Genomic DNA, 22,157 nt, shown 5'->3' on the forward strand with positions numbered 1-22,157 from the left:
CTGTAGTTGGATAGATACGGAATTTGTATGCCTTGTTGATTAGCATTGTTTTCACCTCACCGAAGGGGAACATTTGTTCTAATTGTACCATACGGAAATCACTTTAGCTACCGCCAACAGACATTCATCTCCCCCTTATCGTTGCGCTGCGCCCATCACATGATTGAAGAGGGAGTCTTCTGTCGGAAAATGAAAAAATTCCTACTACAAGATAGTATAGGATTTCTTTTGGCACGACTTCAATTAATCAACTATACTGTGTGTCCTTTGTTTAAATAAGACTTTAATTTTTATATATAAATCGTAATATTCAATTTATTAATTTTATATGATAGATTAATAGCAAGTTAGTTATTTTAGAAAATATAAGATTAAAAATGGTTTAAATAGAGGAAGGGTATTGCAAATTTTACCCTTCCTATTTTTACCATACTTAATAGGGGAATCATAGTGATAAATATTAATTACCAAAAAAGTAAGTTTATCATCCTTTTGCTATCTATTTCATTATTATTAATCATTCTCACTGGGTGTATAAATGGTAACCCTACCCCAAAAGAATTACTAAAGAAGGATAATGTAGATATTTTTATGCTAGATGACATTGTTTTTTCTAATGCACAAAATATATCTAGGGTATATAAAAAAGATTATGTAGTGGGTAAAGAGATTGGTGAAATAAAGAAAAACTCAGACCAAGCATATAATTTTAAAAACTCTACAGCAAATAAATTACCTATTGGAACTAAAATTTATGAGACAAATACTCATATATATATAGCGATTGTGGATGATAAAGAAATCCCCTATCTTAAAATGGTCGAGGGATAAAATTCTGCTATCATTTGGATTCCTTATAGTAATTTTTAATAAACACGGAAATTCCTCAACCTGTACCTTTTGATGTTAGTCTAAATAATGGACACAGTAAATCGGTAGAAATTATTGTATAATAACGTCTAACAATTTATTGATCGGGAGTGTCCAATATGACAAAAGGAAAGTAAGAGAAGGCATTTAAACTAGTCTATGTAAAGATGGTAGAAGTCGGAAAGAGAATAGCTGAGGGGGCACGTGAATTAAATATCTCAGAATAGACTCTACACAATTGGTAAAAAAATTCAGTGAAGATAAGGATAGTGCTTTCGTAGGAAGTGGTAATTTAAAACCCGATGATGAAGCGGTACGGGATCCTGAAAAGAGACTACTTGATTTGGAAGAGGAGAACGCTATCTTAAAAAAGGCTATGGACATCTTTGCAAAAAACCAGAAGTAATTTATTGGTTCATAGAAGAACATAGACACAAGTTTCCTGTGGAGAAGATGTGCGATGTACTAGGTGTTTCAAAAAGTGGATTTTATGCATGGAAAAGGTGTTCGAAGAGTGCTCAAAAAATACGTAAAGAAAAACTAACCACAGAAAATAATAAGACACATATGGAATCTAGAAACATTTATGGCAGCCCTAAAATCACAAAGGAATTAAGCAGTAAAGGAATACCTGTTTCTTAGAAAACGTTGACTAGAATTATGCAAGAAGAATAAGGCTTTGAGATTAGTGGGCCGATGACAATAGGACTAGTCATAACTGCTTTAAAGAGAGCCATGGTAGCACAGAATCCAATTCCAGGGCTTATTCATCATTCTAATCAGGGAAGTCTTAACAACGAGTATGAGTAGAAAAGGAAATTGTTACGATAATGCTCGTATTGAATCATTTCATAGTGTTATCAAGAAGGAACTAATATTTCACAATAAATACAAAACACGTGCAGAAGCAGTTAAAACGTTCCCTCAATATAAAGTTAAGGGGAGGCCATGCAGGAGAACTACAACGAGGAAGATCAAGAGCCGCCCTTGAAAACGAATACCTAAACCGGAAATTACCCCTCCAAATAAAAAGGGACTTTTTCAGTACCCTCTTACAATACATAGATCATCTTCTTAACGCTGCTAAGTCTTTTTTTACATTAACCTTTCAGGGGTACAGATTATTTTTTATTTTTTATGAATTGAAAGCTACCCATACTTTATATCTATTTTTATTGAAATTTGTATAAACTCTGCATTCGTTTATTGATGCCATTCTAAAAGCTAAGGAATATGCTATTTTGCAATCAGGAGTATCGTATCCATCGTAAATTCTACCATACATTTCATTTACTATTGAATCGGCCCAGATTTCAGCTTCATATAGAGTTTCAAAAATTATATCTTCAATTTTCCATTTAATAGTCATGTCTTAACTTACCCTACATTTTAATTCAATAGAAGTAACTTCCCAATAGTTTTGTATTGATGATGCAGTAAAATGAAAGTAAACTAAATCATATTTTTTAAGGGTTCCGCCTCCACCGATTCCTTTAAACTGATAGTTTTTCATACTGCCGTGAAAATTATAGGATGGACTATTTGTATGGGGTGCATATGGTGGATTTATATCTTTATTATTAACCCTGGCAGTTTTTAGTTCTACTTTTACTTGTGAACCAAATTTAGTTCGAGCGGACTCTTTTATTCTGAATCCCCATTGTAATGAACGTGTTGTACTATCGACAGCTGCTGCTTGCATGTTTACATATAAATCTCCATCACTACTTAAAAAACTTCTTTCACAGCTTAGAATCCCATCACCTGGATCAATATCAGTAAGCTCTATATCAGTAGCCTCTAAATTAAGCTCTATATCATTTGGTTCTTCAGCATTGGCAGGTGTAATAAGTGAACCCACCATCATTATTAATACAAAAAGAAATATAGCTATTTTTTTCATTTTCACCCTCTCCCTCAACAGTTTTCACTACAAGGATATTCTACCATTAGTAACATATATTAACAATATAAAACTATTAATAATCTAAGTATAATACTTTAATTTAGATCGTATATTACACAAATTTGTGGAAAACACATATTGTTTTGGAAAAGGAAATGAGACCTGTTACAATTTATTCCTTGTCCGATAATATTAAACTAACAGAGGGTTTTCTTGACGAGACCTCTACATCTTTGGAAAGAGATATTGAATTGAAAATAAGCAGGCAAGAGTTATTTTAAGCTTGCATGGAACAAAGTATAATTACCAGTGTCGACTACGAGTATGTCAATGTAACAAAAGACATCAAAATTGTTTTTTACAGCATGGATGAAATCAATGAATTATACAATGAGCATAAGGAGGCTAATCCAAAATGGATATCGATAACGGCAATAATTCCTCAAAGCATTCGGAGCATCAGAATTTCGAAATTAGCGATGGAACCTCTAAGAAGAACAGTACAAAGATTGACGTATTACAGCAAGTCATTAAGAACAAAGACAAATCAGAGAATTAAGAGAAGAAAGAGCAAAAAAGGCAGATAAGAATGGAAGGTTCTACTATTTCATGGTTTTTGGCTGTATCAAAAAAATTCTATGTATAAACAGGAATTTGATATTAAATAAGAAATTTGATGCATTGATAGCTTTGAAAGAAAGATATACCGTTTATAAAAAAGTTGCACTTTTTTACCCCTTTAGATTTTTTTCAAAAGGGGTATTTTTATATTTCGAGTTGATTTCCGTATGAAAAGGGACAAGTCTTTGAGCAAACTTTATTCAAATTAAACACTTTTATCCGCTTATTAACATATTACAATAGAAAAAATCGATATGAATATGTTCATACCGATTTTCGTTTTCGAAATTTTAATGTACTTTCTTTTCTTTCTAGATAACCCTTTTTTTAGCGCTCAACTTCCCATACCAAATAGGGTGATTGCATTGTAACCCCAGTAGCAATACCATTATACTATATTAGGTAATAGACCCAATTTTTGTTATATATTATTACAAGATAAGATGTTTTCATTTTCAACAATTTTCAAAAAATTTATAATAAGAAAAAGGAGATTATTTAATGTTAGAAATTAAGTTAGAGGATAATATCGCTATATTACAAAACAAGTATCAAATGTCAGACGATTTAATTAACAAGATTCTATTTACTAACGATTTGAAGAATACTTATCTACCTATAGAAATAAGCACTCTCTTGGCTCGAATTGAAGATATCAATGAAACACAAAGAGTGTATTATGTACTTGACTTAATGCACAGAAATTTAGGTATGAGTAAGGCTACATTAGCTGCGTTTGGTGGAGTAGATACGAAAGACTTTGAAGAGTTTCTGAACAATCCAGAATCTTTAAATGAAAAGAAAAAGTTTGTATTAGCTGTCAGAATAATGTTTCTACATTTTGTATTAAAAGGGAAGTATACTAATGAAATTGATTAAAAATCGGTATTTGTAATAGTTTTTCTTCAACTTTATATAATTTGAAGATGAAATTTCCAACCAGTGGACTAGGGAATCTCGAGAATATAGTGTCACCACAAGGTGAAACAGAAAAAACTGAATGGCATATAATTCTAAAATCTGCTGGTTCATGTCCTAGTACATTCTATTGGATAAAAATTATATGTTCCATACCATTGCTGATATATTGATTGAATTTAATAAACCTTCTGTAATAGGGCGCTTTTCTTTAGTAAGAAGGCGTCTTTTTTATATGCTCCTACACGAAATATTGTGAATTTTTTACTTAAACTATAGCGTGCGTTAATCCGATAATCATGCGATTTTTATAAAAAAGTTTGATCATTTTCCACCTATGTTATTCAAGAATAGAGCCCGATTGTGGATGAACTTAAAACTATACCTTGTTGAACTATCCTGCCAATAGTTTAAGCGCATTTCTTCCCATCAGAATTAATTATTAAATTGAGAAATGTCAAGAAAATTAAACTCTTTTGAGCTTAAATTACTTTTTTGAGCAGATTTTATAAATCTAGCAAAACAAGTAATTAAATACACCGAAATATCAAAATTCATTTCTTCTAAATAATTATTTTTAAACCCAGCCGTTTCATTAATTATCTTTGAGGCCAAGAACTTTGCAAAAATTGTATTTTCATTTGATATAAAAACTGGGTTACTGTTTTTTAATTCAAAACCACATTTACAAATACCTAAAGGGACATTCCTCACATTTATTTTACAATCGCACTGAGGGCATTTATTAATTATTAAACAGCTATGTATATCGCAAACAGTATAAATTGTTAACTCCCAAATCTTACGAAAATAGACACTTTCATTAAGACATATTGGACATACTTTATTATATTTTCTGCTATAGAGTGCATTTGCTTTTAAATAACTTTTTAACGATCCATTTTTTACTTCGAGGTTAAGATCACCAAATTGAGGAAAATAAGTTAAGCTCCAAAGCTATTGTTCAGAAATATCTGTTAAATTACTTAAACTAGTCAAACTTATTCTTGATGGAGCAATTTTATCAGTATATTCGATCGCAACATCATTTTTCATAGTTAATCCAGCTTTAATATATATCCAACTAAAGTGATCATAACTGTTAAGAGTGGTTAACCGAGATATATAACCACTTAAACTTTCATCATAAAAGGGACTAGGTCGTATTAGAAGTTTATCCATTTAACACACTCCATTAAAAAATCCAACTACAAGCCGCCAATATCAGTAGTTGGGTTTTTTAGTCTACGAATTATTAAATTATTCCGATTAATTATGAATTTCATTCCGGAGAATTATGAACAGATTCCGATTAACTATGAAAAACTACACTACTGTAATTTTTCATAATTTATCGGAATGTATTGTTGATAAATCAATGTTTCTGTAATTAAGTTTTTTCATAATTCTCTGGAAGGTAGGATCATCTGCTTTAGCGAGACAAAGGTTTTTCATAATTAATCGGAATAAATTTATCCTTCAATTTAAAACTTTACGTATCCTTTATTTAAGTGAGAGGGATCAATCTCTTGATTTCAAAAACCTTTTATACTTATTTTTAGAGTACAGAATGTCATTTTGAAAAAAGTTAGATTAAAATGAATTCCTTATTTACGATCTATATCTTTTAATAGAATACTGATATTTAAAAGACGCATTTCATGTTTGAAATGCGCCTGATTACTTGTAGTGAACAAAGATAAGTTAGATTCAAGGATAGGTTGATACTCCAATTATTATCATAAGTTAAGCCAGTATTGTATTCCTCCAACCAAATTTATCCTTCGCTTCATATACAAGTTCTTTGAACTCTTTATTGTCTTCTAAAATTAGAATCCTCTTTCTAATTTCCTTTATTTCAGCTTTATTCTTATCTCTTCTTGGATAAAATTTTGTTATTAATTTTATAGCTATCTTTGTACGATCATCTTTAAAAGTAAATAACTTTTCCACATCTGATAAATCCGGTAGTTGCAAATCATCCCTAACCTGAATCCCATAATCAAAGGCTAAACACCTCCACTTACTTAAACCTTTCTCATTAAAGAAATTTACACTCTCAATTAACCATTGGTTGAGTAACACCTTGTCTACTCTAATTATTATTGCCCTCATAATTGAAAATTTAATTTCATCTTCAATGATATAATCTTTTAGTTCTGAAATATAGATAAGTTCGGGATGGTCCTCAATGTGTTTCACTAAAAGTATTTCTTTTTCTTCTTCAATCCTACTTGTGAATTCTATTCTTTCATCCCTAGAGAAATAACCCCATCTTTTAATAATATTTGAAAGATGTGTACTATCTTTAGTTTCACCATATTTAATTATAAGTTGATTAAATTCGTTATTACTTAATGAAATAACATTTGAAGCTTTTGATATGAATTCACTTATTATATCCGAATCTAGAATTTCAAAAATAGATATCTTTACATTGCTATTCGATATAGAATTCACGTTTATTAACTTACTCAATATTTGTTCCATCATACTTTGATGATTACATTTGTTATAAATTAATTTAAACGCGCTATTAACAAATAAACTTATATTTCCACGGTAGGGTTTTGCTCCAAAATTATGCGGTGTATCATTATAAGGAATAATTCTTTCAAGCGAGTTTATTAAGACATCCCAGACATCTTTTTGGTCTCTATATAGCTCGAAATATATCTCCAATTTATCATAGTATTTATTCCCAGTACCGCTCCATTTAAACCACCAATCAACCTCACTTTCAACCCCAAACCAAGTATCTTTCTGTTCTCTAGCAAGTTTTAGCCATTCTCTTGATTCCCGTATCAGCCTTAGAAAAGCTATATTAGAGGTACTCTGATCCTGTTCAAATACATTATTAGTAGACTTCTCCATAAAGGTCTCTATGTCCTCTGAACTATATATATCCACACTACTAATAATTATATTAAGCATTTGTTCATTCAACTCTGTCTCACTAAAATCATAATTATATAATGAAAACTTTTTTACAGCATTAGTGTTATTAAAGTAATTTAATAAGGCTAAAAGATTTTGATTATTTTTATGCTTAACTCTTGCCTTCAGGTTTTCGTAAATTTCGTCATAAATATCTTCATCATTATTAAAATTTGAAAGAACATCACCTAATAATTTTAATTCATACTTTTCGCATATGTTGAAATATCTAGTTTTAATTAGAGAAATAAGGTCTTTAAGTGGTTCTGATTCCTGATTATCTTCAAAAAGTTCTAGCCAAACTCCAACAACACCCTTTAACTGATTTGACTCTATAAATCTATATTTGATTAAAAATGTATTAATTATTTTTACATCAATTATCTGGTTGGTCTTCTCCTTTACACTAAGTAGCCAGTCGGATAACATAAATCCAAACGTTAATCGTTTTACTTCCTTAGAGTACAGCTCGTCGTATATCTCTTCATCCTCGTCTTCAATTTCATCAATTTTTGTTATTAATGAAAGGCAGTTCATCAAGGAGGAAGTCCATGGGATACTATTGACCAGAGGGTGATCAATAGGTAATTCTAGTATTTGGTTTGGTACGTAATAAACATCCTTTGCCTGCTCACCAATTTGAACTGAATATTCGGCATAAAGACTGCTAATGTCTTTAATTTGCAACTTCTCAACTAAATCTGGAAACTCTATATTTGCCTGTAATAAGTTAAGAAATTTTTCTTCCGTATTATATATTAGTTCTCCAAAGGTCCTCCAAATACTTAAATGATTAACAACTTTATTGAATACTTGCAAACTTTCTTTTATGTCATGTTCTGTAATTAAATTTAGATTTAACCTAATTAATTCTTGTAATCTTATCTTATCATTTTCATCAAATACATCTATTGCTTTGTGATCTTTGAAAATTATAGAAAAAACATTTTTACAATCAAGATTAGAACTTATATCTGTAAATACTGATGTAAATACATATCGTAAATCACTTGATTGGACTTTTGTTGCTTGCTCCTTAAAAGCAGTCCATTGACCATTCAAAATGTGCTTTTTTAATAATTCGAGGTCGGCTCTACCTGTGAGTGGATTTAACTCCACATTATTAAAATATATAAATGGTCTTGGATCTTCGGGAAGTATATGCTCCACTCTTGATAAGAAGCCCGATAGATTGTCAAAGTTACTAATTTTATTCCTATATTTCTCTTTTGTTGATGTCTCATACATATCTAGCACTAAAAAGGGATTTTCAATAATTAAATTATAAAAATCACTATAATCTGTTTTAAGTACTGAGAACACCGCTATTTCTCTAGGGTGTAGTGTTAGAAAACTCCTACTTTGATTAACTTCATCTCTCTTTTTAGCTAGCTCCCAATCGGTTGCAAAAGTATTTATATTTTTTTTTACATGTCTTGGGGTTAGGACTTCTGGATGAATTAAAATTGATAAGAGTTCTTTGTAGTATTCTTTATTTTCTTTAAACCAAAGTATTTCATTATTCTCTAAAAGTGTTTGAGAATATCTCCACATATTAGACGGTTCTAGCTTAGGTAATCTTACTGTTATATCAAAAGTCTTATTTAAGTACTCTTTAACATCAAAAATATCATCCATTTCTTTCTTTTCAAAAGCTTCATTAAGTTCCCTCTTTAGAACTTCTTCATCACAGGGAATAATAAACGCACAACGATTTGAATCAAGGAATGTTTTAATTGTGTTAAGAGCCCCATATAACTGTTTTGGAGGTAATCTGTCTAAATCATCAAATACTAATATAAGCTTTTTATTTGTACCAATCCCCAAATAATTATCCACTACTTTTATAAACCTATTTTCGTATTGGTCATTATAATTAAGTGGTAAATTTGTTCGAACATTCTTTATCAAAGAGTAAACAGAAAAGCTGTTTCTTGAAATCAGCAGTGTAAATAATCCTGTTAATGCAAGTAATATACTGCTATTTAAAATGCTTTGATAACGAATAGGAAACATAAAAAATACAATTAGTAAAAATATATAAATCGCAGCAGCAATCAAAGTTATGAACTTGAAGTCTCCTAATCTCTTAAACAACAATAGGTTAGATAGGATACCATTGGATTGAATTTGTCTCTCGTTAGTTGTTGAAATATCAAGAAGTTCAGGATTATCAGCATCCAATTTTCTTTCTATTTCCCTTACGATTTTTCTATGAAGTGAAGGTGAGTCATCAGCAAACTTCCATACGCTTATTACTTTTAGTTCATAATCACTCTTTTGTAGTAAGCTTTTTAGTATTTTAATGACAGTTGTTTTTCCTGACCCCCACTTACCTAGTAAACTTATGTGCAACGGAAGGGAAGATTGTTGTATACTATCTTTTAGTATTTCTGCAACCTGTATTGCTTGGAACTTATCATTAGCACTGTCCTCTAATGGTAAGTCGTTCAAATAAATTTTATCATTATCTTTTTGCTTATCTTCTTTTAAAGAGCTAACGATTTTCAAAAGAATTCCATCCTCCCCAATTTCATCTACATTTTTTTACAATTCTCTTAATAATATAACACAAAAATTAAATTCTCTAAATTTTAAAAATAACACTATTACATAGTAATAGTGTTAGCTAATTTTTATATCTAATCTTTTTCTGTTTTCCAATTCATATGCATCTAAAATATCAAAATCTTCATTTGCAAAAGGATTAGTAACAAGAGGTCTATTTGAGATTTTCAACATGTTAAATGCCTCATGCAGATGATTTTCATCTAGTGAATCATTTCCACTTTTAGCTGCTATTGTTGTGGCTTCAAGTAATATCTTATTAACATAATAAGGAACACCATTTGTAGCATAGAACATCCTGTCTGATAATTTCTTATCTGCTAAAAATGATTTATGATAAAAAGGTAATTCCTCGTCAATACTCTTTAAGAATCCTCTGAATTCAATTTGTTCCTCTCTTGTTGTGTAACAAAATCTATTCATATCAATCTTTTCTGCAAACCTTCTATCCAATTGAGCATTATGAGCGAATATCTTTTGTGACTCCGGCATTCCACATAATATTACTGGTACCCCTGCTTCATCACAAAACGACTTTACCCAGTCGGAAGCCTTATTTAAAACATGCTTAGTCTCTCGATCAATCAAGTGCTGAAATTCATCAATGATAATCATTTCTACTTTGCACACTTTAATAAAATATAAAAGCCTAGCTGTTTGGCTATTTTCAGTACCTTTATCATATGCAGGATCTCCCAATGATCTTAAAAGACTAGCTGCAACTGATTTTGGCGTAGCTCCAACAGGGACTTTATTATAAAGTACAGGCACAATTGTGTAACCATCAATTATACTTCTTGGATAACGATTTCTATATTCCTCTAACAAAGTAGTTTTACCAACACCTGTTTCACCAGACAAAAAGATCGATTCTGGTTGAACAGATCCTTTGGAATAGAAGTGCATTTCTTCAATTTTAGACATTATAAAACTATATCTAGGATGAGGGACTACTAAAGTTTTCACCTTCTCTCTCCTGCTTCTTACTTCTTCCATACTTGCTGGAAAGCCGTTTAGTTTGTCATATACTACACTATCAGTCATAAATCACACATCCTATGCTTGTTTTTTTATAGTTATTCCCCACGTCGGTATCTCATCTATATCTGTATCATCGATTTCCATATAAGTGAACTTTGCCTCTTGTTTATCCTTTCTTAATTCTTTCTCTTTATTTTTTGCTTTCTGAGTGGATGTTTTATTCTCTAAGATAGTAATCTCATCATTATTCAAAGGCATTTCAATTTCAGTTTCCGACTTAAGAACTGCTTCTGTGAGAAATGATGAACTCGTTGTTTTATTTGGTTGTTTGCCCCTATTCCATTTTCTAATGATCTTTTCATCTTCCTGTTGTATTAATTTAATTTTCCGTTTTGAAATTGCTCTATTGCTAGGATTAAATGATTTCTTAATTTCCACTTTTACTTTAGAATCCAATTCAAGTACCTCATATGGTACAGGGAAATTAGTATCTATCTTTTTTCTATTGAAACCTGTCTGTTCTGCAACTATGTACTTTTTATTGAATAGGTCATATACATACACTTTTCTCATATCACTTAAGTCAAATCGCACCCTGACTCTTTCATCTTCTCTATGATACTTTTCAAGTTCATTTTTTAAATCCATTAGTTCTCTACTGTAATAATGCTCGTTTTCAACAACCACGCCCTGTTGTTGAATTTTTCTCAATTCCGATCCAGCAACTAGCATAATCTTAAGTGATTCGATGCTTCTTGGGAGTTGCAATTTTAGCCGCTTGTTGGCCTCTATTCCTTGTATCCAAATATTATGAGGCGAATTCCCCCTTCTAGATTCATAGTTATGGGCTACCATATCAACCATTGCAATATGGGCCATATAGATAAACCCTTGCATTGTGATACATGCTTTTTTCTCCGAATCATATCTACCTTTTTCGATAAAATTTGAAAAGGTAGTTCCTTTTAAATTATGAATAAACAATGTGTTTAATTTTCTAAAAGCTCTCTCTATCGTCGCTTTTTGATACCCGGCATCAATTTTGCAGAATTGTACTTCCCTTATTCCAACTTGATAGCATGCCTCTTCAAATTCATAGGAGTCATTTACACTGGCATTATCAACTACAATTGAATGGGGTATTCCATGTGCAACCCATTCATTTTCTATACGTGGATATAAACCTTTTAAATAGTTTTTTGGCATGATTAAATGTATTAAACATTGCTTTAGAGCGTTACTATCTACCGGTTTAAATGTAACGAAGAATCCTAATGGGATACCAGAATACTTATCTACAGCATATATTAGGTTTGGTCTTTTGGGTTTTAAATTAGATGGATCAATTAACATAACATCAACAGTTGTCCAATCAATTTCAACTCTTTGCAAAGGTCTTGTTGCTAATACTTCTTCCTTTGTTCCATCTCTCTTTAATTTTGCCAAAACTGTGCCATATTTCTCCTTGTCTTGCTTATAGATATCAATAAGCTCCATCTTCCTTCGTCTGAGCTTTGACCGAGAAACATATTCTAATTTTTCATGTGCTTCCCGATTTATGTTTTCTTGGTCTATACGTAACGTAAATTCGGAATACATGTCTTCGAGTGTAAACTTCCCATCACTGCTAAGATAATATTCAATTGCTTCATCCAAAATTTCAAGGACTTTCCCCTGGGTTCTTGCCCCTTTAGGGCCAGTTTTTTTGGAAACCAACGATCTTAAGTCTTCAGTTTTATCCCAGTTCTTTTTCCATTCATAAAATGTGGACAATTTAACTCTATCGCCAAGGGAATTTAGATATGTTTTTATTTCGCTAGGTAAAATTTCTCCATTTATTACAGGTTCCAATATCTTAAATCGTTCTATTGCTTCTTTTTTAGATTTGTCATCTAAATCATTTAAATTATGAATTTTCATTAGATTCTCTTCTTCATTATTTATCCTAAACATCAAGGTGCCTTTCCACCATAAATTCAATAATTCATTCTTTCTTATTAGTTCTATCTTCTTGTAGTTTAAATTTTCTACTTCATAATCTAACTCAAATTCTCTTCGAACCATATATTCATTGTCATTAATCATAAATTTAGATCCAACATCAAAATAATAGCCAGCCATTATTTAATATCAATTCCTTTCTACGATTAATTCATCATTTATAAGATTAGAAATTAAGTCTGCATAAAGTTCATGAATGTAAATTAATTGATAGATGCTACATTCAAGAACTGCTTCATCTATATGGTCTAGGTTCCTTTTTAATTCATAAATTGAAGTTTTCCCGCCCAAGTCATTTACTTTTTGTAGAATCTCATTCATTACTCTTCCACTTATTGATTCTTCTCGGATTTCGGTTAGAACATCTAAGTTATCAATTAGAAAACCCTGTCGAATATCCTTTTCAGTAACTACAACATACTTCATGTTATTTTCCATACAATACATTTTACCAACTTGAAATTTGATTATATTTAGTTCGTCGTATCTTTTTGCAAAAGCCTTAACTTCGTAAATATATATCTTAGAGTCATTTTTTTGTACTAAGAAATCAGGATAATACTTCCGTTCTTTTCCTTGATAAGCGTAATCTATTCTAACTGGTTGAAATTCAAAATATGTAACAGTTTGATCAAAGTCTAAAAGTTTAATAAAGTCTCTTTCTAAAGTACTTTCCCAGGGAATCATCCTAAACATTTTTGTACTTCTGTGCTTCCCTCTTGTACTGAGTTTATTACTTGCTTTAATCTTCCTTGAACCATTCATCTCTCCAATTCTCCTTACATAATTTGTTTATACAAGGTAAAAATAGGATAAAAAATCTAGGTGGTTTTATCATGCTTATATATCCCAAACCTTATGCACAAGAGACATTATTAAGCTTTTTGTATAGAGTTGCTAATCAAAATTTAATGGATAATCCAAGCTGGATTTTTGATTGTCTTGACTACAGGTATTCAATAAAACTTATAAAGAATATGGTTAACTGGCTGCAAGGTGATGAACTTGAGGCTGTCGCAAATTTATTAAGAATTCCATTTAGACAAGCTAAAACTTTATCTATCTCTTATGATCTTGAAAGGATAGGACTAGAAGTAAGAAACGTTAAGAAAAATCCGTGGTTTTTATACGATAAAACACGATATTGTCCTATTTGTCTACGAGAGGATGTCTATCAAAGGAAGATTTGGATTAATAGTCAATCAATTATTTGTTTAGAACATCAACTATTTTTATTAGATAAGTGTAGTAATTGTCATAATATTATAAATATTAAGGATATTATACAGAATATTTGCTCAAAATGTAACAAAATTCTTTCATATTCTCATAGTAGTTCTGTTCAAAACAAAAAGTTGCTTACATATCAAAGAACATTAAACAATATCTTTATTGAAAACCATTTTGATTACATACATTCATGGATCAATAATTCTATTACTTTTTTTAAAGCTTTAGATTTTCTGTCATTGTGGGTTGCAAAGCTTATAAATTCTAAAACCCTTTCAATTCAAAAAGATAAAATTTTTTTTGATGGAAATGTTCTCGAAAGACATCATTTAAAAAACTATAAAACAATCGACCAAACGATTTGTTTATATAATTTCACATTCAATATCATTGATAACTGGCCAACAGCATTTTTTCATTTTCTTGAGTTGGCTGAAGAGAATGAAAAAACTTTTATTAGTTTCTTAAAGTATGGGATACCCAAACTAATTGGTACTGAATTATGGCCAATCTCAAAGGAAGTTACAAACTTTCTTGCAACGAAAAAATTCAATTTAAAGGGTAAGGAATTTATTAGAGCAGATGAGATTAAACATTTAAACTCTAAGTTCAACGGTAGTATTTTTCACTCAAACCTTATTGAATCTGAGCAGTTTACGTATAAAGGGTCAGAATTCAACATTACAGAAAAGAGTGAAGTGAATAAGCTTTTAGACGAGTTTGAGAACAGTTATACCAAAGAGGAAGTAATGAACTATTGGGGAACAAGCCCCAAAGCAACATTTACATTATTAAATAGTGATTTAATAGAACGTATCCATTGTTATAATACTGGAGCTGTAAGTACTTGGGTAATTCCCATCAAATCGATTAATAAAATTGAATTACAGCTAAAAGAAAAGTCTAGTTTACATATTAAATCACCCATTTCTTTAGGGAATGCTTTTCAATGGAGTGGTCCTCACCAAGCAGAATCAATTTTAAAAGGAATGTTATTAGACAAAATTAGATTTAAATTATATGGAGCTAGACTAACAAATACATTGATAGAAAAACGTGATTGTTATTATCACATAAAAGAAAACATAATTAGTAAAGGTATTGATAGTGGTTATATCTCAATTAGGGATATAGTCTTTATCTTAGGTATTAAAAAGTCAGATGTTGAGTATTGGATGCTGACTGGACGTTTTGGAGTTTTGTCTAACCCTGGTTATAATGTTCCAATAGATAATTTCTTGAATTTTACCAATCAATATATCACTACCTTTGAATTATCACTTGAATTAAACCGCCATATAAAACAAATTCTCAAACGACACAGTATGGGAAAATTGAAATCTATATCGGGGCCAGATTACGATGATGGCAAAAGGCTATTATTTAATAGAAATGAGATAAAATACGAAATATGCTAAAGTTTTATTATTTGAACAACAAAATAACAGTTTATTACCCTTTCAACAACACACATAGTGCTGCTATATCTAGTAGTATAAATGATATTAATATGGGCTATTACTTACTTTAAAGGAGGTCTCTATTAAATATGATTTATTTAGAAACTATTATAGCTCTAGTTTTACTTGTAGCGTTTATACATTTTTATTTTACAAGAAAAAATAATGATTTAAAGACTGCGTTATTTACTGAACATATTGGTTCAAATACCGAGATTAAGAAGACTTTAGCTATGGGATTATATTTAAGATTTCGAAAGGAAATCACTGAAAATCCTCCAAAATATTCAGTATTGTATATTAAAGAAGATCCTATTACTTTCGAATCGTTTGTTGCTAAAATCATAGAGAAAACAAAAGGCGGCTCTACTTGGGTCTCTCCACCTTCAGGTGATTTTGGTGTCGACTTTGAACATAGAACTGAAGATGATTTATTTTTAGGGCAAGTAAAATGTTACCAAGGCGACCTTTCATATGAACCAATAGCACTTATTCACTCTAATATGATAAAACAAGGGGCAATTGGAGGTTACGTTATAACAACTGGTTCATTCACTTCTGCAGCAAGAGAATATGCAGATGGGCTAAATGTCGAGCTAATTGATGGAGTAAAACTAATTGAACTCTGGCTTGATGGTTTGAGAAATGCTGAACAAGAAATTAAAGAATTTATTCCAGAGCTTATTTAGTATTAAAAACAGCTAAAAATATTAAACCACCCACACGTGAGTGGGTGGTTATTAACATTAAATATAAAAATATTTATATATTTCTAATCCTTATCAACTAAGGCAACTTCTAGTTGTGTTTATGACCATTAAGTTTTATTTAGATAGTTCTTTAATATAACCGGTTACATTCCCCAAACAACAACTTCCCTGAGGATTATTAACCTCACAACCACATCGGTTTTCATTAATGTTTTCACGTATATGCTCTACTGGATTAGGATTTAGTCCTTCTTCAATATATCGTTTAATTTTTTCTTTAGTCCAATTAAAACAATAACAAACAGGAACAACAGAGGTACTATCCTTTTGATAAACAGAAACCTTAATTTCTGTTGTTAAGTACATTTTATTATCTATATCAAAATAAACAACATTACAATCTTTTGTTGAGCAAAAATAATGAGTTAAACCTGCATTTAGCTTATCTAATGTTGTTGGTTTTAACATTGATTTTAATGTAATTATCTTTACCTTTTTCCCTTTCATATTACAAGAAGGACATATCTCATTCACATTATTTTCAGATACTACTTCATTTGTCAAACAACAATCAGACATAATCTACTCTCTCCTTTTCATTGTCGTGGAGCAAATAACATAACCGACACTCCAATTAAACAAATCCCAGCACCTATCCAATCGTATAAATCTGGAGTTTTCTTATCAACACCCCATCCCCATAAAACAGACAGTACGATAAATACTCCCCCGTAGGCTGCATAAACCCTTCCAAATGACGGAAAGGATTGGAATGTAGCGATAACACCGTATAGTGCTAAGGCAATTCCTCCACTAATCCCCCAGTAATATGGCTTACCTTCTCTTAACCATAACCAAATTAAATATCCTCCACCAATTTCAGCAAGCCCTGCAAGTATAAATAAAATTATCGCAAATAGAATTTAAACCACTTCCTAAAACAGTTTTGTATATTATGAACTATAACTTATTCTTTTTAAGTTAACCTTCTAAGTAGAAAGTACAAATATTGACTAACCTAATACAATGTATTAGTTTACTTTTTCGAATATCAAGACATTTTACATGCTTAAATTATCTGTTGCTATGTAAAAAAAGACCAAATCATACAACTTGGCCTTCAACTTTATATACTTTTTTAACCATTAACAACAGTTATCTGCGCCTAATAGCACTAATCCTTCACCATTTTGATTCTCTTCTTTATCTAATGTAAGTTCCTCTGTTGCAGTTATCTGTGAATCAATCGCTACTTTTATTCCATTAATGGTTTCAATGGTATCAGATTCCTGTGGTGCGTCTAAAGATAATGCAAATTGTGGTCCGCAGCAACCAGCCACCGAATAAAGACGTATTCCTTCAGCACTATTTTCACTTAACACATTTTCTAATAATTGTTTAGCTGCATCTGTAATTTTCATCTAGATTTCCCCCCATAATTTTATCCTTTTGGATAGATTCTTTTTAAAGCTTCTTTCATTTCTTGCTTTACGTTAATTTTTGGTCGAGCTTTTTTAGCAATTTCTTCTGCTTCTTCAATTGTACTTTCCTTACCTAAAGCAAGCAGTGCTCCAATCGCCACTGTACCTGTACGATTACTTCCACCTTGGCAGTGGAAATATACTTTTTTACCTTCGTTATATGCATTTACTACATTATCAATGGATTTCTTAATAGATTCTTCTTGGTTTTCTTCCTCGTCAACAATTGGACTGTGGACACGATTATATCCCGTTTCTTCATTCGGAGATTCTGCTCTTAAATCAAAAACAACATCAACTTTTTCATTTTCAAACATATCGTTGACATCATCTGCACCACCTACGTAGATTCTGTCTTTAATTAATTCATGATAATTCTTAGTTGTCATAGTACTCCTCCTACTAATGATTTTGCTTCAATAATGAACACTATTTCCTTCTAATTTCTTTCTGCATCTATAGTAGTCATACAGACTCATTAAAGTAATCTTTTAGCTTCTCATAACCGACTTTTTCTTCACTTAGCCGAGGAATAATAGCACATTTATCAGCTAAATTTGTATTGACCTCATGAATCCATTCTTTTTCTGATATTGCTTTACCACTTAATACTGGATCTTTTGTATTGGTAGCAAGTAAACTTTGATTAATAACCCACCATTTTGGGCTGATTTTTGCCCGTCTTAAATCATCTTGTAATCGTGATGCTTCTAAAACTGGTGTCGCTTCAGCAAGCGTGACAATCACAACGGATGTTTCCTTAGAATTTCTGATTTTAGGAAGTAATTTTGTTACACATTCAGGTACCACCCCTGTTGACCTTGCAATTTCTTTACTATATGACTGTGCTGCATCCAATAGTAATAAGGTATGTCCCGTTGGCGCTGTATCAATCACGACAATTTCATCTTCTGATTTTGCTACTACTTCAGCGAATGCCCGAAACACTGCAATTTCCTCTGTACAGGGTGAATTCAAGTCTTCCTGTAAATATGCAAGCCCTTCCTCGTCTAAATCTGTACCAGTATTCGCTAGGACTTCTGCTTTGTATTTCTCGACTTCATGTTTAGGATTAATACTACTAATCGTTAAATTTGGATTCAGTTGATTACTTTGAAATTGATATTGTAAATGAGCAGCAGGATCGGTGGTTGTTAAGTGAACAAGATGCCCTTTCTCAACTAATCCAACAGCAATTGCTGAAGCAACGGTTGTTTTTCCAACTCCACCTTTTCCCATCGTAAAAATTAACCTTGTATTACTTGCTGAGAATTCGTTTATCACATCATTCATTCTTAGGAGATTACTTATTTTATTATCAGTATTTAAATCGACTATGGGAATGAAGTATTCTTTAAATAAGTATCGTAAATTCTCCACACCTGTTAGAGAATATGAAACGAAAGGTAGCGAATAGCTTACAGTCTGTTTTAGATTGTCTGGTAACTGTTTTAAAGCATCCCTTTGTCTTCGATAAAAGGCTAATGATACTTCATCTTCTTTCATATAATTCTGAAGGAGACCATTAACGATGAGTATTTGATTTTTTATACCAATTTCCTTTAGTTCCTTTGAAGCTCGGTCAGCTTCTAGAAGTGATGAAACATCAGGTCTTGTAACCAATATTAGAGTTGTTTTATTTGGATCGGAAAGGACATCTACTGTTTCTGAATATAGATTTTTTTTATCAGCAAGCCCAGATAAGGGTCCTAAACATGAAGCCCCATGTGTACTTTCTTCTAAAAATCCATTCCATGCAGTTGGCAGCTGTAAAAGGCGTAAAGTATGACCTGTTGGAGCTGTATCAAAAATAATGTGGTCATATTGGCTTATGATTTCAGTATTAGTTAGTAAACTTGTAAATTCATCAAATGCTGCAATCTCAACTGTACAAGCTCCCGATAATTGTTCTTCCATTGTAGTTACAACTGACTCTGGAAGAATTCCACGATATGGGCCAACGACTTTTTCTCGATAAGCTTTTGCTGAAGCCTCTGGATCAAGATTACTTATAAATAAATTTTCAACAGAAGGAACTGCTTTTGGCGAATTTGTTAATTCAATACCGAATACATCCTGTAAATTGGAAGCTGGGTCTGTACTAATTAGTAAAACCCTTTTTCCACCATCAGCTAAAGCCAAAGCTGTAGCACATGCTGTTGATGTTTTCCCTACACCGCCTTTTCCGGTCAAAAATAAAAAGGGTGTACGTACAACATTTTTGGGATTGAAAGATTGAAACATGCCTTTCCCTTCTTTCTTTACTTTTGATTTAAATTTATTGAAAGGCGAACTTTTGGTTTTTCAGTTAACTCTTCAGGTTTTAATTCAAACCATTCTGCAAGTTCTTCATTTGTTGGATAACTCCCAACCTTCATAACTTTATCATCTACTAAAACAATCGGTAATGAATCTGGTCCCTTTTCATGTAATATGTTGTTCACGTCTTGGTTTTTCGCAAATTTATCGGGTTCATTTGTTAATTGATATCGTTTTACATTAAAGCCTCTTTTCTCTAATGAATAAAGGGCAGATGCAACTCTAGTCAGATCTGGATCAACGGAGGGACCACATACTCCAGTTGAACAACACATTGCTGGGTCAAAAATCTCAACTTTTTTCATCTCAAAAACCTCCATTTAAAGTATTAAATAAGCATATACTTATATTTAGATTTGAAGAAAACCAAGAGAAATTATCTCTTGGCTATTTGATTGTATTATTCTCCAGTATCAGCAAAACGCTTGATTCTTTCCCCAATTTCATCACGCACTCTTTGGAATACAGCCCACTTTTCTTCTTCATTCCCTTGAGCTTTTGCAGGATCATCAAATCCCCAATGGTCGCGTTTAACGTGTGGTGGAGTCATTGGGCATTTGTCAGCAGCATCACCACATAAGGTTACCACGAAATCAGCATTGTTTAGAATTTCAGGGTCAATAGTATCAGATGTTTGATTTGAAATATCAATACCAACCTCATTCATCGCTTTTACCGCATTTGGATTAAGTCCATGAGCCTCAATCCCTGCACTTTTCACTTCCCACTCATCACCTAAGTGTTTCTTTGCCCAACCTTCTGCCATTTGGCTTCTGCATGAGTTACCTGTACATAAAAAGTAGATTGTTTTTTTAGACATAGTGTAATTTCTCCTTTATTGTGTATTAAATAATTAGTAACCACAAATATAATCCAACTAATGTAATGAACAGAGTTGGAATTGTTAGTATGATGCCTGTTTTGAAGTAAGTTCCCCATGAAATCTTAACACCTTTTTGCGATAGAACATGCAACCATAATAAAGTTGCCAAAGAACCAATCGGTGTTATTTTAGGACCTAAGTCGGAACCAATTACATTTGCATAAATAAGCGCTTCTCTTATTACTCCGCTTGTATTAGTATCCGCAATTGCAAGTGCGTCAATCATTACAGTAGGCATGTTATTCATAATTGAAGATAATATCGCGGCGATGAATCCCATTCCAACTGTTGCAGCGAATAATCCTTGGTCTGCTGTTACTTGAATTAGATTAGCTAGTAGATCAGTTAGTCCTTCATTTCTTAAGCCATAGACTACTACGTACATTCCAATTGAGAAAAATACAATTGCCCATGGTGCACCTTTAATAACGGTACGTGTATTAACCGCAGGACTTCTTCTACCCATGAAAAGGAAAAAAATTGCTACAATACTAGCGATAATAGATACTGGAATACCTGTAAATTCACTCGCGAAGTATCCAATAAGTAGTATCCCTAGTACGACCCATGATAGTCGAAACATTTTCATGTCACGGATAGCTTCAACTGGCTTTTTTAATTGGGACATATCATAATTCTTAGGTATGCTTTTACGGAAAAATAGGTATAAAACCAGAATACTGGCTGCTAATGAAAAGAAGTTCGGGATTATCATTCTTGAAGCAAATTCTGCAAATCCAATTCCAAAGAAATCAGCCGAAACAATATTTACCAAGTTACTTACAACTAGCGGAAGTGATGTTGTATCTGCAATAAATCCACTAGCAATAATGAATGGGAATACCATTTTCTCATTAAATTTTAAGTTTCGAACCATCGCCAATACGATTGGAGTCAAAATTAAGGCTGCCCCATCGTTTGCAAAGAAGGCCGCAACTAGAGCACCTAGTATTGATACATAGACAAACATTCGAACTCCATTACCTTTAGCTGCTCTTGCCATGTGCAGGGCTGACCACTCAAAGAATCCAATTTCATCTAAAACAAGTGAAATAATAATAATCGCAATAAATGCCAATGTTGCATTCCAAACGATAGATGTAACATCGATTACATCATTAAAATCAACTACTCCTACAATTAATGCGAGGATAGCCCCACCGCATGCTGACCAACCTATGGATAAACCTTTAGGTTGCCATATAACCAAAATAAGTGTTAGTAAAAAAATCACTGATGCTACTATTACTGATGTCACTGCTTTAACCCCCT

General features: G+C 31.9%; 21 protein-coding genes and 2 pseudogenes. 7 read left to right on the forward strand and 16 right to left on the reverse strand.

The window, feature by feature from the left end; translation table 11 throughout:
- The first annotated feature begins 450 nt into the window (after positions 1–450).
- The 3 genes and pseudogenes from MJG50_RS18890 to MJG50_RS22405 form a co-directional block, all read left to right on the forward strand.
- Positions 451–831, forward strand: a complete 381-nt coding sequence (locus MJG50_RS18890; protein ID WP_240257328.1) for a hypothetical protein — start codon at positions 451–453, stop codon at positions 829–831.
- A gap of 277 nt (positions 832–1,108) precedes the next feature.
- Entirely contained in the window at positions 1,109–1,276 is a 168-nt protein-coding gene (locus tag MJG50_RS18895; protein ID WP_240257329.1) for a hypothetical protein, read from the forward strand.
- 384 nt (positions 1,277–1,660) lie between these two features.
- Positions 1,661–1,861: pseudogene (locus MJG50_RS22405) on the forward strand (hypothetical protein); the annotation flags it as partial.
- A 144-nt stretch (positions 1,862–2,005) separates the two neighbouring features.
- On the opposite strand, the gene MJG50_RS18905 reads toward MJG50_RS22405, so the two are convergent.
- Together MJG50_RS18905 and MJG50_RS18910 are read right to left on the reverse strand one after the other, a co-directional pair.
- A complete protein-coding gene (locus MJG50_RS18905; protein ID WP_240257360.1) occupies positions 2,006–2,233 on the reverse strand; it encodes a hypothetical protein in 228 nt (75 codons plus the stop codon).
- A gap of 9 nt (positions 2,234–2,242) precedes the next feature.
- Complete coding sequence (locus tag MJG50_RS18910) at positions 2,243–2,773, reverse strand: hypothetical protein (protein WP_240257330.1); 531 nt, start codon at positions 2,771–2,773, stop codon at positions 2,243–2,245.
- Between the two features lie 418 nt (positions 2,774–3,191).
- On the opposite strand from MJG50_RS18910, the gene MJG50_RS18915 reads away from it, so the two are divergent.
- Positions 3,192–3,335, forward strand: a complete 144-nt coding sequence (locus MJG50_RS18915) for a hypothetical protein (protein ID WP_240257331.1) — start codon at positions 3,192–3,194, stop codon at positions 3,333–3,335.
- 563 nt (positions 3,336–3,898) lie between these two features.
- Positions 3,899–4,276, forward strand: coding sequence for an HTH domain-containing protein (locus tag MJG50_RS18920; RefSeq protein WP_240257332.1), 378 nt, complete (start codon positions 3,899–3,901; stop codon positions 4,274–4,276).
- A gap of 474 nt (positions 4,277–4,750) precedes the next feature.
- On the opposite strand, the pseudogene MJG50_RS22410 reads toward MJG50_RS18920, so the two are convergent.
- From MJG50_RS22410 to MJG50_RS18945, 6 genes and pseudogenes are all read right to left on the reverse strand, one after another.
- Positions 4,751–5,167, reverse strand: a pseudogene (locus MJG50_RS22410) (TniQ family protein); the annotation flags it as partial.
- Between the two features lie 105 nt (positions 5,168–5,272).
- A complete protein-coding gene (locus tag MJG50_RS18925) occupies positions 5,273–5,497 on the reverse strand; it encodes a TniQ family protein (RefSeq protein WP_240257333.1) in 225 nt (74 codons plus the stop codon).
- Positions 5,498–6,061: 564 nt separating this feature from the next.
- A complete protein-coding gene (locus tag MJG50_RS18930; RefSeq protein WP_240257334.1) occupies positions 6,062–9,763 on the reverse strand; it encodes a P-loop NTPase fold protein in 3,702 nt (1,233 codons plus the stop codon).
- A gap of 114 nt (positions 9,764–9,877) precedes the next feature.
- Complete coding sequence (locus tag MJG50_RS18935; RefSeq protein WP_240257335.1) at positions 9,878–10,864, reverse strand: TniB family NTP-binding protein; 987 nt, start codon at positions 10,862–10,864, stop codon at positions 9,878–9,880.
- Positions 10,865–10,876: 12 nt separating this feature from the next.
- Positions 10,877–12,922: a transposase family protein gene (locus MJG50_RS18940; RefSeq protein WP_240257336.1), complete on the reverse strand. Its 2,046-nt coding sequence runs from the start codon at positions 12,920–12,922 to the stop codon at positions 10,877–10,879.
- A 9-nt stretch (positions 12,923–12,931) separates the two neighbouring features.
- A complete protein-coding gene (locus tag MJG50_RS18945; protein WP_240257337.1) occupies positions 12,932–13,567 on the reverse strand; it encodes a TnsA endonuclease N-terminal domain-containing protein in 636 nt (211 codons plus the stop codon).
- Positions 13,568–13,638: 71 nt separating this feature from the next.
- Here MJG50_RS18945 and MJG50_RS18950 point away from each other — a divergent pair, with 71 nt between their 5' ends.
- Positions 13,639–15,450 carry a TniQ family protein gene (locus MJG50_RS18950; protein ID WP_240257338.1) on the forward strand — a complete coding sequence of 604 codons (1,812 nt, stop codon included), beginning with the start codon at positions 13,639–13,641 and terminating at the stop codon, positions 15,448–15,450.
- A gap of 131 nt (positions 15,451–15,581) precedes the next feature.
- Complete coding sequence (locus tag MJG50_RS18955) at positions 15,582–16,181, forward strand: restriction endonuclease (RefSeq protein WP_240257339.1); 600 nt, start codon at positions 15,582–15,584, stop codon at positions 16,179–16,181.
- 135 nt (positions 16,182–16,316) lie between these two features.
- Here the strand turns inward: MJG50_RS18955 and MJG50_RS18960 are convergent, their stop codons facing one another.
- The 8 genes from MJG50_RS18960 to MJG50_RS18995 all read right to left on the reverse strand — a co-directional run bounded on the left by MJG50_RS18960 (position 16,317) and on the right by MJG50_RS18995 (position 22,143).
- Positions 16,317–16,781 (reverse strand): putative iron-sulfur cluster-binding metallochaperone, encoded by a 465-nt coding sequence (locus tag MJG50_RS18960; protein ID WP_240257340.1) that lies wholly within the window; start codon positions 16,779–16,781, stop codon positions 16,317–16,319.
- A gap of 17 nt (positions 16,782–16,798) precedes the next feature.
- Positions 16,799–17,125 carry a YnfA family protein gene (locus MJG50_RS18965; RefSeq protein WP_240257361.1) on the reverse strand — a complete coding sequence of 109 codons (327 nt, stop codon included), beginning with the start codon at positions 17,123–17,125 and terminating at the stop codon, positions 16,799–16,801.
- A gap of 222 nt (positions 17,126–17,347) precedes the next feature.
- Positions 17,348–17,623 carry an iron-sulfur cluster assembly accessory protein gene (locus MJG50_RS18970; RefSeq protein ID WP_240257341.1) on the reverse strand — a complete coding sequence of 92 codons (276 nt, stop codon included), beginning with the start codon at positions 17,621–17,623 and terminating at the stop codon, positions 17,348–17,350.
- Between the two features lie 20 nt (positions 17,624–17,643).
- Positions 17,644–18,072: a protein-tyrosine phosphatase family protein gene (locus MJG50_RS18975; protein ID WP_240257342.1), complete on the reverse strand. Its 429-nt coding sequence runs from the start codon at positions 18,070–18,072 to the stop codon at positions 17,644–17,646.
- Positions 18,073–18,148: 76 nt separating this feature from the next.
- Positions 18,149–19,927: an arsenical pump-driving ATPase gene (gene arsA / locus MJG50_RS18980; RefSeq protein WP_240257343.1), complete on the reverse strand. Its 1,779-nt coding sequence runs from the start codon at positions 19,925–19,927 to the stop codon at positions 18,149–18,151.
- Between the two features lie 17 nt (positions 19,928–19,944).
- Complete coding sequence (arsD, locus tag MJG50_RS18985; protein ID WP_240257344.1) at positions 19,945–20,307, reverse strand: arsenite efflux transporter metallochaperone ArsD; 363 nt, start codon at positions 20,305–20,307, stop codon at positions 19,945–19,947.
- Between the two features lie 95 nt (positions 20,308–20,402).
- A complete protein-coding gene (arsC, locus tag MJG50_RS18990; protein WP_240257345.1) occupies positions 20,403–20,822 on the reverse strand; it encodes an arsenate reductase (thioredoxin) in 420 nt (139 codons plus the stop codon).
- A 25-nt stretch (positions 20,823–20,847) separates the two neighbouring features.
- Positions 20,848–22,143 (reverse strand): arsenic transporter, encoded by a 1,296-nt coding sequence (locus tag MJG50_RS18995; RefSeq protein WP_240257346.1) that lies wholly within the window; start codon positions 22,141–22,143, stop codon positions 20,848–20,850.
- Positions 22,144–22,157 lie beyond the last annotated feature (14 nt).

It is taken from the genome of Fredinandcohnia quinoae (genome assembly GCF_022427965.1).
Classification (GTDB): Bacteria; Bacillota; Bacilli; order Bacillales; family Bacillaceae_L; genus Ferdinandcohnia; species Ferdinandcohnia quinoae.

Excerpts from the sequence above, each read along its gene's own strand:
- MJG50_RS18955 (WP_240257339.1), top strand. The coding sequence starts at position 15,582 with ATGATTTATTTAGAAACTATTATAGCTCTAGTTTTACTTGTAGCGTTT.
- MJG50_RS18975 (WP_240257342.1), bottom strand. The coding sequence starts at position 18,072 with ATGACAACTAAGAATTATCATGAATTAATTAAAGACAGAATCTACGTA.
- MJG50_RS18960 (WP_240257340.1), bottom strand. The coding sequence starts at position 16,781 with ATGTCTGATTGTTGTTTGACAAATGAAGTAGTATCTGAAAATAATGTG.
- MJG50_RS18925 (WP_240257333.1), bottom strand. The coding sequence starts at position 5,497 with ATGGATAAACTTCTAATACGACCTAGTCCCTTTTATGATGAAAGTTTA.
- MJG50_RS18940 (WP_240257336.1), bottom strand. The coding sequence starts at position 12,922 with ATGGCTGGCTATTATTTTGATGTTGGATCTAAATTTATGATTAATGAC.
- arsD (WP_240257344.1), bottom strand. The coding sequence starts at position 20,307 with ATGAAAAAAGTTGAGATTTTTGACCCAGCAATGTGTTGTTCAACTGGA.
- MJG50_RS18945 (WP_240257337.1), bottom strand. The coding sequence starts at position 13,567 with ATGAATGGTTCAAGGAAGATTAAAGCAAGTAATAAACTCAGTACAAGA.
- MJG50_RS18915 (WP_240257331.1), top strand. The coding sequence starts at position 3,192 with ATGGATATCGATAACGGCAATAATTCCTCAAAGCATTCGGAGCATCAG.
- arsA (WP_240257343.1), bottom strand. The coding sequence starts at position 19,927 with ATGTTTCAATCTTTCAATCCCAAAAATGTTGTACGTACACCCTTTTTA.
- arsC (WP_240257345.1), bottom strand. The coding sequence starts at position 20,822 with ATGTCTAAAAAAACAATCTACTTTTTATGTACAGGTAACTCATGCAGA.
- MJG50_RS18935 (WP_240257335.1), bottom strand. The coding sequence starts at position 10,864 with ATGACTGATAGTGTAGTATATGACAAACTAAACGGCTTTCCAGCAAGT.
- MJG50_RS18910 (WP_240257330.1), bottom strand. The coding sequence starts at position 2,773 with ATGAAAAAAATAGCTATATTTCTTTTTGTATTAATAATGATGGTGGGT.
- MJG50_RS18950 (WP_240257338.1), top strand. The coding sequence starts at position 13,639 with ATGCTTATATATCCCAAACCTTATGCACAAGAGACATTATTAAGCTTT.
- MJG50_RS18970 (WP_240257341.1), bottom strand. The coding sequence starts at position 17,623 with ATGAAAATTACAGATGCAGCTAAACAATTATTAGAAAATGTGTTAAGT.
- MJG50_RS18920 (WP_240257332.1), top strand. The coding sequence starts at position 3,899 with ATGTTAGAAATTAAGTTAGAGGATAATATCGCTATATTACAAAACAAG.